Genomic DNA, 13,534 nt, shown 5'->3' with positions numbered 1-13,534 from the left:
AAGGCGACTTGTCGTCGGTAATTTTTTGCGATTTCGGTTCAGGGAATCATTGAATCGATCAGCGCATTTATGATAGTCCAACTTTAATTGAGCAATTAAAAGGAAAATCGTGATGTCCGATCTGGAAACATTCCGCGCAGAGACGGCTGCTTGGCTGGAAGCCAATTGCCCACCTGAAATGCGTCAACCACTGGTTGATGAAAGCGATGCTTGCTGGGGCGGTCGTAATCCGACCTTTAAGCCGGGCCAGAAAGAGTGGTTGGATATCATGGCCGCAAAGGGTTGGACCGTTCCCGATTGGCCTAAAGAATATGGCGGTGGTGGACTGTCTCGGGCGGAAGCCAAAATATTGGGCCAGGAAATGGCGCGGCTGAGGTGTCGTTCGCCTTTGTCGAGCTTTGGCATCTGGATGCTTGGCCCCGCGTTGCTGCACTTTGGCACCGAGGAGCAGAAGAAACATTTCTTGCCGCCCATCGCGCGCGGCGAAATTCGTTGGTGTCAGGGTTATTCTGAGCCAGGGTCGGGTTCAGATTTGGCTTCGCTCCAAACCAGTGCAGTTGACGAAGGCGACCATTTCGTCATCAACGGTCAGAAAATCTGGACCAGCTATGCCGACAAGGCTGACTGGATTTTTTGCCTGACGCGCACCGACAAGAATGAAAAGCATAAGGGCATTTCCTTCATGCTCTTCGACATGGCCAGCGAAGGTGTTGCGACCAAGCCTATTGTTCTGATCTCAGGCCAGTCCGCATTCTGCGAAACCTTTTTTGATGATGTCAAAGTACCAAAAAGCTACGGCGAGGGCGTCTCTTCCGTGGTTTACGAAGTGAACAAAGGCTGGGATGTTGCAAAATATCTACTCGGCCACGAACGCAGCATGATTGCCGGAGGCGGATCCGAGGGCGCAACATCGCTCGGAGCAAAATTTGCCGACCAATATGGCCGCGATGAAATGGGTCGTCTCGACGATCCGATGCTCCGTGCCCAAATGGCGGATATGGATATTGAAGTATTGGCATTCCGGGCCATGGCGGAACGTTTTGGTGATACGTTTAAGGCCGGTCTTTGCCATCCTGCACAGCCCAATATGATGAAATATGCCGGTACCGAGATTAACAAGCGCCGGCATGAATTGATCATGTCGGCTGGCGGTAGCGAAGTTCTGGAGTGGGAAAGTGAGGCCACCAATGGCGGACTAACCGCGCGAAGCTGGCTGCGGACGAAGGCGAACAGCATTGAAGGCGGCACCAGCGAGGTGATGTTGAATGTTGTTTCCAAGCAAATCCTGCGATTGCCCGGCGCGTAAATCAACAGACCCAGATCTAGAAATTTTTTGAGAGGATAGAAAGCGATGCCGCTTTATCTAAACGACGACCAACAAATGCTGCAAGACAGCGCCGCTGATTTTATGAAAGGCGAAGGTGATGTCGCCCACTTCCGCAAGTTCCGCGATATGAATTGCAAGGACGGTTTTTCCCATGATTTGTGGAAAAAATTTGCAGAAATGGGCTTTACCGGAATCATGATCTCGGAAGAAGAAGGTGGCCTTGGTCTCGGCCATGTCGACGCCGGTGTGGTTTTGGAGCAAATTGGCCGCAATCTCACGCCTTCACCGTTTCTCGCTACGGCCGTTGCCGGGGTCGAGGCGCTCAACGGGGGCGGCAAAACGCTTCGCGACAAATATTTCCCCGGCATATTGTCCGGCGACAGCGTATTGGCGCTGGCGATCGATGAAGGCGCAAAACATCGCCCGGATCAAATCACCATGGCAGCCAGCCGGGAAGGAAATGGTTTCAAGCTGGACGGCAAGAAGCAATTTGTCGTGCAAGGAGGATCTGCGGATACTTTGATCGTCGCGGCCCGGACGAGCGGCAGCGCAGGTGATGAAAAAGGACTGACCCTATTTGCGGTCGATACAGACGCCGCTGGCCTGACCAGAAACTCTGTGCGCTTGGTTGACAGCGCGATGGCTGCTCATGTCGAATTCGATGGTGTCCTCGTGGATGCGGATGCTGTGATCGGCGAAGTGGATGATGGCGATGTTGTGCTCAAACGCATGCTCAATGCCGGCCGTGCCGGTTCCGCTGCTGAAATTTTGGGCGTCGGTGCAGGGGCGATGGATATTACCGTCGACTATGTCAAAGGCCGCAAACAGTTCGATAAAATAATTGCGACCTTCCAGTCGCTGCAACATCGGATATCTCACCTTTATAGCGAGATGGAAATTGCGCGGGCAACGGTCTTGAAAGCCCAACAAATGCTCGATGAAGGCTCTTCCAAAGCCGAATTGATGGTATCGGTGGCCAAAGCGAAAGCGGGGCGTGCAACGGCACTTTCTGTCAAAGAAGGAGTTCAGATGCATGGCGGCGTCGGCATGACGGACGAATATGACATCGGACTTTACATGAAACGCGATCGCGGGCTGCAAGAGTTCATGGGTGATGCAAATTATCACACGAATCTCGTTGCTGAGATGCATGGCTATTAAGGGATAATGATGATGGACTTTAACAAACTTTTCTCGCTAGAGGGCCGTGTAGCCTTAATCACCGGCGGTCAGCGCGGTATCGGCGCGATGATCACCGAAGGATTTTTGGCGCAGGGTGCGAAAGTCTATATTTCGGGCCGTAAGGCAGATCAGGGCGAAGCCGCTGCTGCCGAATTTGGTGAAAATTGCACATATATTCAGGGCGATATTTCAACCTATGAAGGTTGCAAGGCCTTGGCCGCAGAAATCGCTTCCCGCGAAGAGAAACTCGACATTCTTGTGAACAATGCCGGCGTGGCTTGGGGAGCAGAATATGTCGATTTTCCAGAAGCTGGTTGGGACAAGGTGATGGATACTAACGTCAAGGGTTTGTTCTTCCTGACTCAGGCGCTGCATCCACAATTAAAGGCTGCTGCAAGCTTTGAACGTCCAGCCAAAGTCATCAACATTGCATCGATTGACGGTTTGAAGGTTAACCCCTGGGAGACATATAGCTATCAGGCTTCCAAGGCAGCGGTCATCCACTTGACCCGTAAAATGGCCTCCAAGCTTGTACAGGAAGATATCATTGTGACGGGAATCGCGCCCGGCGCCTTTGCCTCGTCGATGAACAAGGCGGCGCGCGATTTTGAAGACACGGTCGAGAAAGGCATCCCTGCCAAACGCATCGGTCGACCAGAAGATATGGCATCAGCTGCAGTCTTCCTTGCCAGTCCAGCCGGAGATTATGTTGTCGGAACAACGATCCCCGTTGATGGCGGCGTCGTTAATGCTGCCAATCCAGATGCGACGATAGAACCGTGATCGGGATCGTTGCTTGACGTGATAAACTCCATACTGTATTAATATAGCAATACAGTATGGAGAATTTGCATGACCCCGAAATACCTGCTTTTGCTAACCGCGCTGCCGCTTGCCTTGTCGGCTTGTAACAAGGCTGACGATGGTTCGGGTGTGTCCGTAGACTTTAGCGATGAGAGCAAGTCGGATGCCGAGAAAGTCAAAATCGGCGGTGGTGAGGAAGATAGCAAATTCTCGATCAAGGCCGATGGTTTCTCGATGGAAGTTGACCTGCCGGCGATCACGCTAGACAGCGATGATTTCGACATGAACAATGTCGACCTCTACCCTGGCAGCCGCGTGACCAGTTTTGATATTCAGGACGTGGATGGCGACAGTGGCAAGGTTCAGATCAGCTTCAAGGCCCCTTCTGGCGTGAACGATCTCGCCGACTGGTATGAAACGCAGCTCACCGGACATGATTTTGAGGTTGCGCGGAGCGGAACCAACCTCTCAGGAAAAACTGATGAAGGGGATCCGTTCTCACTGTCACTTAGCGCCATCTCCGCTGAAGAAACAAAAGGTGTTCTGGCATTCTCTGAACAAAAATAGCCCACTTTCGGCTAAAAATTTGCACAAATTTACCGGTTAACCCGCGTTGTTCAGCGTTGGGCGAATGAAATGTGCTATGATATCTTGGAATAAATCAGGAGATCTAGCCATGCGTAACGGAAAAACCTCTCGTAGATTACTCGCCACTTTTGCCTTAGCGACGGCTCCGCTCGGGTTAATGCCCTTCGCGGCGGCACCGGCGATGGCACAAAGCACAGGTATGAAGAGCCTTCTCGGCAATGCTTCCGACAATGCGTTGGACAAGCTCTCAGAGCCGGGAGCATTTTACGCCGATAAAGCGGTGCGGGTCTTGTTGCCTGGCCCGCTGCAAAAAGCGTCAAGCATCTTGCGTTTTACGAGCAAGGCTGGATTGACCAAAGATATTACAAAAACTCTGAATGATGCCGCTGGTCGGGCGGCTCTGGAAGCCAAGCCTGTGTTTCGCTCCGCGATTGACGGTCTGACGCTCCAGGATGGTGTTGGTATTGTAACGGGCGGCGATGCGGCTGGTTCTAGTTATCTGCGGCGTACATCGGGCGAGGAGCTAGCGATGAAAGTTCGCCCGCTTGTAGAAAAGGCGTTGAGCGATCTAGGCGCTTACAAGCAAGTTGAAAAACTTGGTTCGATCTCTTCCTTGGCTCGATTGGGTGGGACAGATCTATCGAGGGATGGTTTGACTGACAGTGTTACCGATCAAGCATTGGATGGAATCTTTTCCTATATTGGGAAGGAAGAAGCGAACTTCCGAAGCAATCCTCTCGGTAAGGGCAAGAAGCTTTTAAAAGGTATTTTCTAGTAATTTCAGTGCAATAGCTTCTGTGTTTCGGTAAAAACGGAGCTTATTCAGTTGCGTTTCTTGCAACTGAATAAGCTCCGTTTTCAATTGAAACTTAGTCGGATTGCGACCATTTCGAGCCTGTAAGTTACGCAGGAAAAGAGATGTTTGACGGGCGTTGGAATAAGGAGAAAATCCATGAGAACGCTTTTCAATATTGTCGCCGCCCTTTCCGTTAGCAGCATATTGCTGTTCTCAACGGTTCAGGTCTAAGGCAAAAAGTTACAGTCCCGGTTGCCTCCTCTTCCTCCCGATAGAGGCACCGGGATTGGTCCAAAGGTCCGGCCCTTTCTTCATCCCCTCCCAAGAGAAAGGCCGGACCAGCGGACAAATTTACCGCCATTGATCCCCCATTCCCGAAAGAAACGTTATCCACCGCTTTGGCAGAGGTTTTCCACTGCTAATATCAGGCCCTGTGGATAACTCGCTTATTTTCACTAGGACCGACTCGGAACCGAGTATCATATAACAGTCATCGGAAGGCGATCGGACGAACCAGCGACCAGTCAGCAATGACCCGCAGGACAGGACGAAGGCCAGAAGATGGTCGAGACGACCTATTTGCTTTTCGCAAGAATAGAAAATTGATCTCTCGATGGATGATCGGAGAACGTGTGAAAAGGGAAGGCGCAAGCCGGAACGGATCGGATGAACAAGGATCGTCAGGTGACTGGACCAAATGCGGGTTGGGAACCGAAGCGAAGAAGCGCAAGCGGACACGTGGACAACCACCGACCATTAACGCATTTGGCCCGGAAACCAGACGCCAAACAAGCGGCTGCCGGAATCGCAAGAGGATGGCGACCCCAATAGAGGCGCAGCGGGAGCTTATCTTCGGATAAGTTCCCGTTTTTCGTTCTGCGGTGACTTCAGGACGGTCTCGTCCGATTTTTGGTCAAAACCATCTCCAACAATCGATTTTCCTGCGTATTTTTCTAGTGAACAGTGATGGTAATCACAGTGGTCGTGAATAGACTCGTCTAACAAACTCTTGCGGCGCCGATCCGCTGGAGCAGTTTATCCCGCTCTACAACGGTGCCGCACCAAACCCTTTTGGGTATCCAGGAGAAGTTCGGCGGTTAATGCGACCCAGCCGTCGGGCTTCTCTTGGCTTCGCTGAAAAGGCCTCTAGATCGCCGCTTGAGCAGTCATGATCTCATTATCGCGACCAAGAACGGCAAGGGAAACATCCTCGCCATTGCGTTTTCCAACCAACTGTAAGGATAAGCCCGCAAAAGCCGGAGACTGTCCTCGGAAAGAAAAGCTAGAAAGTCTGTTTGGACCCAGTTGGCTTGCCGCAAGGTTCAGCAACAATGTCGCCATGAGTGGTCCGTGTACGACGAGACCAGGATAGCCTTCTTTCTGCATTGCATAAGGTCGATCGTAATGGATGCGGTGACTGTTGAATGTCAGTGCCGAAAATCGGAACAGCATCTTTTCGCAAGCTATGATCTCTTGCTGCCAATCCCAGTCTTGAAAATCAGGTGGTTGGGCTTTTGCAGGCTCGGCATTCGTCGTTTTAGTGGCGGGCTCGCGGTACACGATATTTTGCCGTTCGCTTATCATAACGCGATTGCCGACAAATGTGTCATGATCGATTGCCACAAAAACCAAATCGCCCGACTTGCCGGACTTATTTTCGATAGAGGCGATAGACGAGACGCGTGCCACTTCATCACCCAGCTTTAGCGGATGTTTGAAAGAAACGCTGCTCGACGCCCACATTCGGCGGGGCAAAGGGATGGGAGGAAGAAAGCCGCCTTTCTCTGGATGCCCATCTAGCGCCAGTTCTTTGGTCGGTGACTCCGGCAAACAGAGGCACCAGTGTAACCCTTGTGGAATTTCGTCGGTGACTGGTGTGTCGATGGTAGCGCAAAACCGTTGCAGCAAGCCCGGCGTGATCACATCGTGGCGGGTTTCGCTCTTGCCGATCCAGTTGGCCCAAGTGCTCATCAATAGCTCCTTGGTAAGCCCAGAACATGTTCTGCCACATAGGAAAGGATCATGTTGGTGCTGATCGGAGCGACTTGATAGAGTCGGGTTTCGCGAAACTTGCGCTCGATATCATATTCAGCCGCAAAACCGAAACCGCCATGGGTCTGGACGCAGGCTTCTCCGGCTGCCCAACTGACATCTGCTGCCAGCATCTTAGCCATATTGGCTTCCTCGCCACAATTTTCGCCTGCTTCATATTTGCGCAGGCCTTCGTGGACCAGCAGTTCTGCGGCGCGCATTTGTGCATAGGCACGGGCAATCGGGAATTGGACGCCTTGATTTTGGCCGATAGGGCGTCCGAACAAAACCCGTTCTTTGGCATAAGCGGTGGCCTTTTCAATGAACCATTTTGCATCACCAATACATTCCGCGGCGATCAGCAGTCGTTCGGCATTCATCCCGGAGAGGATGTACCGGAAGCCCTTGCCCTCTTCGCCAATCAGATTGGCGGCAGGCACATGCATATTGTCAAAGAATAGCTCGGTCGTGCTGTGGTTCATCATGGTATCGATCGGGCGAATGGTCAGCCCGTTGCCCAGTGCCGCATTCATGTCGACGAGAAAGACGGATAAGCCGTCGGTCCGTTTGCTGACTTGATCGCGTGGTGTTGTACGGGCGAGTAACAGCATCAAATCGCTATGCTCTGCCCTACTGGTCCACAATTTTTGACCATTGATTATGTAGTTATCTCCATCACGCTTTGCGGTGGTTTTTAGTGCGAGAGTATCGGTGCCGCTGGTCGGTTCGGTCACGCCAAAAGCCTGCAGACGCAAATCGCCGGTTGCAATTTTGGGGAGATATTGCGCTTTCTGTTCATCCGAACCATGCCGCAGCATCGTTCCCATGATATACATTTGCGCATGCACCGCGCCGCCATTGCAGCCTTGTGCTTGAATTTCCTCGAGGATCGCAGCAGCGGCGGAGATCGGCAATCCGGCTCCGCCAAATTCCTCTGGGATCAAGGCTGCTAGATATCCGGCTTCACCCAAGGCGGCGACAAATGCGGTGGGATATTCTCGTGCCTTGTCCCGGGCGCGCCAATATTCACCGGGAAATTTCTGGCAAAGTTTGGCGACTTCTTCACGTATCGCATTATATTCCTGCATTTAAACTAACCCTTTAAAACTTCGCTCATTGCTATCTGCGCCTGAAGCGGCTTTCCGAAAAGCGCGCAACGCTTGGATCACACCCTGGCGGTGGACTTCGCTATCATTGAAACGAACTCGGCTTGAAGATCAACTGACAATCATGTTGTCCGTGAGTTCCGCCAATTTTTCGCGGAATTCTAAAGATCAACGAGGGGAAACGACTCAATGAGTCGTACATGCTGATCTTGGCTATCACGGGGTCTGGTTGCAGCTATCGATTCCCAAGCGTTTACGGTGCTATCTCTTGCCGATATGAGGTGCTTTTTTGGGTTGGTTGCCAACAAAGCTGTTTATCTCACGATATTGGAATATATGGCATAATATAATGACCAACCAGTCAGTAGAAGGAATGAACCACTATGAAGACCCGCGCCGCCGTTGCATTTGAAGCCAAAAAGCCGCTTGAGATTGTTGAATTGGACCTTGAAGGCCCAAAAGCCGGCGAAGTGCTGGTCGAAATTATGGCGACAGGGATTTGTCATACTGACGCTTACACGCTCGATGGCCTAGACAGCGAAGGCAAATTTCCAAGTGTATTGGGCCATGAAGGCGCCGGTATCGTGCGCGAAGTCGGTGCCGGTGTTACCTCGGTCGTTCCAGATGATCATGTGATTCCACTCTACACGCCGGAATGCCGCCAGTGCAAAAGCTGCCTGTCTGGCAAGACCAATCTGTGTACGGCCATTCGCGCAACCCAAGGGCAGGGGCTGATGCCTGACGGCACGAGCCGGATGTCCTACAAGGGTGAAGCCATCTATCATTATATGGGCTGTTCGACCTTTTCCAACTTCGTTGTTGTACCGGAAATCGCGGTTGCCAAGATCCGGACTGACGCGCCGTTTGACAAGAGCTGCTATATCGGTTGCGGGGTTACCACCGGTGTTGGCGCAGTGACCAACACAGCAAAGGTCGAGCCTGGCTCCAACGTGATCGTGTTCGGTCTTGGCGGTATCGGTCTCAACGTTCTGCAAGGCGCGCGGATGGTTGGCGCAGACAAGATCATCGGTGTGGATATTAATGACGACCGCGAAGCATGGGGCAAGAAATTCGGCATGACCCATTTCGTCAACCCGACAAAGATCAGCGGCGATATTGTCGAACATCTGGTGGCGCTCACCGATGGCGGCGCGGATTATACCTTTGATTGCACCGGCAATACCGAAGTGATGCGCCAGGCTCTTGAAGCTTGTCATCGCGGCTGGGGCGAAAGCATCATTATCGGCGTTGCAGAAGCCGGCAAGGAAATCGCAACGCGTCCCTTCCAGTTGGTCACAGGCCGCGTCTGGAAAGGCACAGCCTTTGGTGGCGCGCGCGGACGGACGGACGTTCCCAAAATCGTCGACTGGTATGTGAACGGCAAGATCGAGATCGATCCCATGATCACCCACACATTGTCGCTCGAAGACATCAACAAGGGCTTTGACTTGATGCATGCCGGCGAAAGCATCCGCAGCGTGGTGGTGTTTTAATGGAGACGATTTCCACCAACAGAAGCTTCTCCGGAACACAGGGAGTATATTCCCACGCGTCGTCTATGACAGGAACGGACATGGCCTTTGCAGTCTATGTTCCTGATCATGCGCAAGATGCGAAGCTTCCGGTGGTCTGGTATTTGTCGGGCCTTACCTGCACCCATGCCAATGTTATGGAAAAGGGTGAATATCGAAGGCTAGCAAGTGAGTTGGGGCTCATTATCGTCGCGCCTGATACTTCTCCGCGGGGTGAAGGCGTTCCTGACGATCCGAGCTATGATATGGGGCAGGGAGCGGGCTTTTATGTCGACGCAACACAGGAGCCCTGGAACGATCACTTCCAGATGCGCAGCTATATCGAGCAGGAATTGCCCGCGCTGATCGCGGATAATTTTCCGGCAGATATGGAGCGACAAGGAATATTTGGGCATAGCATGGGAGGCCATGGCGCGCTCACAATCGCGTTGCGAAATCCCGACCGCTTCAAATCCGCTTCAGCCTTTTCGCCTATTGTTGCCCCGATAGAATGCCCTTGGGGCAAAAAGGCTCTTGGCCGCTATCTGGGCGAAGATCAGGCAGCTTGGCGTGACTATGATGCCTGTGCGTTGATCGAAGACGGCGCGCGTTTTCCTGACCTACTGGTGGACCAAGGTGCTGGGGATGATTTTCTCGAAGAACAGCTTAAACCGCAGTTGTTGGTTGATGCATGCGAGAAAGCGTCCATCCCTTTGACGCTGAACATCCAAGATGGTTATGATCATAGTTATTTTTTCATCTCTACGTTCATGGAAGACCATCTCCGCTGGCACGCTGAAAGGCTGTGATGCATTGGTAGCGCTTTTGAGAATGTTCCGATTGCGACAATTTTCTCGGATATTGCGACAAACCTGCGACAAACCTGCGACAAATGTCATCTAAAGCTCAGCGGTAATAAGAAGCCAAACAATCTTGAGAAAGTGAAATTATGAATAAGGTAAAAACGCGCAATTTTCTGGTGCTGGTGCATCTTTATCTGGCGGCATTTCTTGCTCCATCCTTTCTCTTGGTGGGCGGTACAGGCGCCCTATATCTTTTGGATGCAGACAAGCCGGTCGAGGAAACAGCGATAAGCTTGCCCAAAGATATCACGATCGATCCCAATAGTCCGACTATCAAAGAGGATGTAGAAAATATTCTTAGCGAACAGGGCGTTGCGCTGGACTTCGAATATATTCGGAGCCGAGGAGATTCTTTCACGACCCGTCCGACGTCGCGGACTTATGCACAATTTGAAAAGACAGAGGACGGTTGGGCCGCAACATTGAAAGAGCCCGGCTTGCTCTACTCTCTAACCGAACTGCACAAAGGTCACGGGCCCGTGGCATTTCGGTATTTTCAGATATTGGCGGGAATAGCCTTGTTTCTCGTCGTCATAGGCGGTTTGGTCGTTGGTTTGCTGTCAAAAGCCTACCGCGGGAAAACGATTGTTGCGACGCTCATTGGCTCGGTATTGTTCGTTGGCGCAGCATTTGTCGCTTAGAATTTTCCGCTCGATCTAACGTGGGCGGAGATAGGGGTAGCCGATGAGTGAAACGAAATTTTCACGCCGGGACATGCTCGGAGCAACGGCTGCCGTGGGGACTGGTCTGGTCCTAACCGGTTGCAGCGAAAGTCAGGCAAGCGCCAACGCGACACCAGCCCAGATTGAAGGGCCATTCTACCCGGTCGCAGACCAAGCCGACAAAGATGCCGATTTGACGATGTTGAAGGGAAGCGACAAGATCGCGGTTGGCGAAGTCATTATCGTCGAAGGCAAGATACTCGACGATGACGGTCTTACCATTGCAGATGCGGTGGTTGATATCTGGCAAGCCAATGCGGCTGGCCGCTACGCCCATGAAGCCGACACCAGTTCGACACCGGTTGACCTCAACTTCCAAGGCTGGGCAATCATGAAGACCAAGGGTGATGGATCCTATCGCTTTAAAACGGTGAAGCCGGGGCCTTACCCGGTTCAGAGAGGCTGGGTAAGGCCGCCACATATCCACTTCAAAATATCGCGCCGCGGTTATCGGGAATTAACGACGCAAATGTATTTTGATGCAGAACCGCTAAACAAGATCGATCAGATTCTTGGAGAGATTCCCAAAGATCAACAGAGCCGGGTTATTGCAAAGCGCGAGGACGATAGTGCACCATTTTTGTTCAATGTGGTGCTGGCCAAGATTTAAATCTGCTCCCAGATGGAGACACTTGCAGCGGCTATGTTGCTAGACCCTACGATGAATTTAAAATTATCAGCACCCGAGAATATCGTCGTTAAATCAACGGATTCCTGCCCATAGTTAAATGCGTAACGGACGTTATCTGCTGTACGAATGCGAATGTCTTGCGGCAGCGTTGTGAGATCCAACTTCGCTTCCATCGCCATTTTGTGGAAGATTTCTTTCATATATTCAGCATCAGGCCATGCTGCCAGGTATCGGATATTGCGACTTTGAAAGACCATTGGCGTGTTGTCTTTCAACATTCTTTCCGGTGTCAGGCTTGTCGCTATGTGCTCAAACCACCGGATTTTTCCTTCACCATGGGATTCTTCTGCAAGACCCGGTCGTAAGCTCTCAACGCGGGTTACTTTGATAGGCAATTTACTCTGCAGAGGTCCCGGCGCAAGTTCCGGTGGTATTTGAAAGTCCGCCGTTTTGCTGCCGCTTCTGGGACCAATAAGTATAGGCACATTTGTATCTGAAAGGCGGGAAACCAAATCATCAGTCAGGATCGGCAGGCTTGGGGCGATGATCATCTGATGATCTTCAAACCGTGCGTCTGGTGAGAGGATATCAACATTGAGGCCCAATTGCCGCAACGCGCTGTAGGTCTCAAATACCAGTTCAATATATCGGAAATTTTGCCCTTGTGGTTGTGCTTCAAACAGCCAGGCGGCTTCATAGGAAAAGAGCAGAGCCACGGATTTAGTTGTATCTGTCAGCGGTCCGATCGCCGCAATATCATCGGCAGCCTGACGCGCTTCTTGTCCGCCCTGATCTTCAACGCTGTCGGGACGCAGCAGGCCAGCATGCATCTGTTCTTGCGCTATCGGCGCTTGGCGCCACCGGAAGAAGGAACAGAATTCGGCACCATGAGCCATCGCTTCCAATGTCCACAATCTGACCATGCCCGGTAGAGGCGCTGGATTATATCGTGCCCAATTTACCGGACCGGGTTGTTGCTCCATGACCGCCCAGCGACCGTTGGAACAGCCCCGGTATAGATCATGATGGAATGCCGCGATGTCGGGATGGCCTTGCCTTGCATATCGGTTTTTCTCATCGTCGGTGAACCAGAATTGTTCGAGAAATCCGAGAGGGTAGCTATCCCATGTGGCGACGTCACAATCTGCGCCCACATCATGATGATCAAAGTCGGTCACAAATCCCATGAAATTATGGGTGATATCTCTCCCCGGAGAATGGGCACGGAGAATTTCTGCTTGTAACCGATTGAATGATACCACTTCATCCGAAGCAAATCTGCGATAGTCGAGCACATGCGATGGATTTGCTTCCGTAACCGTAAGATTGGGTGGATCGATCTCATCGAAAGAGCGATATTCCATGCTCCAGAAAACATTACCCCAGGCCGCGTTCAACCGCTGCACATCATCATCATATTTCTGCGCCAGCCAGACACGAAACGCGGCAGCGGCGGCATGGGAGTAGCTTATAGTGGTTTCATGACAGCCATATTCATTGTCGGTCTGCCATGCTGAGATAGCGGGGTGCTTGCCAAAACGCTCGGCCATGGCGGTCACGATCCGCGCGCATTCATCACGATAGGGACGGTGGGAGAAACAATAGTGACGCCGTGACCCAAATTTGCGCGCATTGCCGCTGGCATCGATCGCAATCATATCCGGCATTTGATCGACCAGCCATTTGGGCGGTGTTGCTGTCGGGGTTCCCAGAATGACCTTCAATCCAGCTTGGCTAAGCGTATCGATGGCCCGGTCAAGCCAGTCCCAATCATATTGTCCGGGTTCTGGTTCTATCCGGCTCCAAGAAAACTCTCCGATACGCACCAGCTCGAGTCCCATTTCCGCCATTCGTTGTGCGTCATCTGCCCATATTTCTTCAGGCCAGTGCTCTGGATAATAGCAACAACCCAATTTCATCCGCTGGCTTTCTGTTCGAGGGTTGCCATCAAGGCGATCACTTCTCGTTGATAT

At 52.0% G+C, this 13,534-nt stretch carries 12 protein-coding genes; 9 read left to right on the top strand and 3 right to left on the bottom strand.

The window, feature by feature from the left end; genetic code table 11:
- The first annotated feature begins 112 nt into the window (after positions 1 to 112).
- The 5 genes from ABJV08_RS15100 to ABJV08_RS15080 all read left to right on the top strand — a co-directional run bounded on the left by ABJV08_RS15100 (position 113) and on the right by ABJV08_RS15080 (position 4,676).
- Positions 113 to 1,306 (top strand): acyl-CoA dehydrogenase family protein, encoded by a 1,194-nt coding sequence (locus tag ABJV08_RS15100; protein WP_348037199.1) that lies wholly within the window; start codon positions 113 to 115, stop codon positions 1,304 to 1,306.
- 45 nt (positions 1,307 to 1,351) lie between these two features.
- The gene (locus ABJV08_RS15095) at positions 1,352 to 2,488 is read left to right on the top strand and encodes an acyl-CoA dehydrogenase family protein (protein ID WP_348037201.1); all 1,137 of its coding nucleotides are present in this window, start codon (positions 1,352 to 1,354) and stop codon (positions 2,486 to 2,488) included.
- Positions 2,489 to 2,500: 12 nt separating this feature from the next.
- Complete coding sequence (locus tag ABJV08_RS15090; RefSeq protein ID WP_348037203.1) at positions 2,501 to 3,292, top strand: SDR family oxidoreductase; 792 nt, start codon at positions 2,501 to 2,503, stop codon at positions 3,290 to 3,292.
- Between the two features lie 69 nt (positions 3,293 to 3,361).
- Positions 3,362 to 3,880 (top strand): hypothetical protein, encoded by a 519-nt coding sequence (locus ABJV08_RS15085; protein ID WP_348037205.1) that lies wholly within the window; start codon positions 3,362 to 3,364, stop codon positions 3,878 to 3,880.
- Between the two features lie 109 nt (positions 3,881 to 3,989).
- Complete coding sequence (locus ABJV08_RS15080) at positions 3,990 to 4,676, top strand: DUF4197 domain-containing protein (protein ID WP_348037207.1); 687 nt, start codon at positions 3,990 to 3,992, stop codon at positions 4,674 to 4,676.
- 1,167 nt (positions 4,677 to 5,843) lie between these two features.
- Here the strand turns inward: ABJV08_RS15080 and ABJV08_RS15075 are convergent.
- Complete coding sequence (locus ABJV08_RS15075) at positions 5,844 to 6,668, bottom strand: MaoC family dehydratase N-terminal domain-containing protein (RefSeq protein WP_348037209.1); 825 nt, start codon at positions 6,666 to 6,668, stop codon at positions 5,844 to 5,846.
- A complete protein-coding gene (locus ABJV08_RS15070) occupies positions 6,668 to 7,816 on the bottom strand; it encodes an acyl-CoA dehydrogenase family protein (protein ID WP_348037211.1) in 1,149 nt (382 codons plus the stop codon). Before ABJV08_RS15070 ends, ABJV08_RS15075 begins: the two co-directional genes overlap by 1 nt.
- A 401-nt stretch (positions 7,817 to 8,217) precedes the next feature.
- On the opposite strand from ABJV08_RS15070, the gene ABJV08_RS15065 reads away from it, so the two are divergent.
- From ABJV08_RS15065 to ABJV08_RS15050, 4 genes are all read left to right on the top strand, one after another.
- Positions 8,218 to 9,327 (top strand): S-(hydroxymethyl)glutathione dehydrogenase/class III alcohol dehydrogenase, encoded by a 1,110-nt coding sequence (locus tag ABJV08_RS15065; RefSeq protein ID WP_348037213.1) that lies wholly within the window; start codon positions 8,218 to 8,220, stop codon positions 9,325 to 9,327.
- The gene (gene fghA / locus ABJV08_RS15060; RefSeq protein WP_348037215.1) at positions 9,327 to 10,154 is read left to right on the top strand and encodes an S-formylglutathione hydrolase; all 828 of its coding nucleotides are present in this window, start codon (positions 9,327 to 9,329) and stop codon (positions 10,152 to 10,154) included. Before ABJV08_RS15065 ends, fghA begins: the two co-directional genes overlap by 1 nt.
- 140 nt (positions 10,155 to 10,294) lie before the next feature.
- On the top strand, positions 10,295 to 10,849 hold the full coding sequence (locus ABJV08_RS15055) for a hypothetical protein (RefSeq protein WP_348037217.1): 555 nt from the start codon (positions 10,295 to 10,297) through the stop codon (positions 10,847 to 10,849).
- Positions 10,850 to 10,892: 43 nt separating this feature from the next.
- Complete coding sequence (locus ABJV08_RS15050; RefSeq protein WP_348037219.1) at positions 10,893 to 11,540, top strand: hypothetical protein; 648 nt, start codon at positions 10,893 to 10,895, stop codon at positions 11,538 to 11,540.
- On the opposite strand, the gene ABJV08_RS15045 is transcribed toward ABJV08_RS15050, so the two are convergent.
- A complete protein-coding gene (locus tag ABJV08_RS15045; RefSeq protein WP_348037221.1) occupies positions 11,537 to 13,480 on the bottom strand; it encodes a beta-galactosidase in 1,944 nt (647 codons plus the stop codon). The genes ABJV08_RS15050 and ABJV08_RS15045 overlap by 4 nt on opposite strands.
- Positions 13,481 to 13,534: the final 54 nt, after the last annotated feature.

Source organism: Parasphingorhabdus sp. (assembly GCF_039982395.1).
Classification (GTDB): domain Bacteria; phylum Pseudomonadota; class Alphaproteobacteria; order Sphingomonadales; family Sphingomonadaceae; genus Parasphingorhabdus.
The sequence above is the reverse complement of the archived record's forward strand: the minus strand, read 5'-3'. Positions and strand labels throughout refer to the sequence as shown.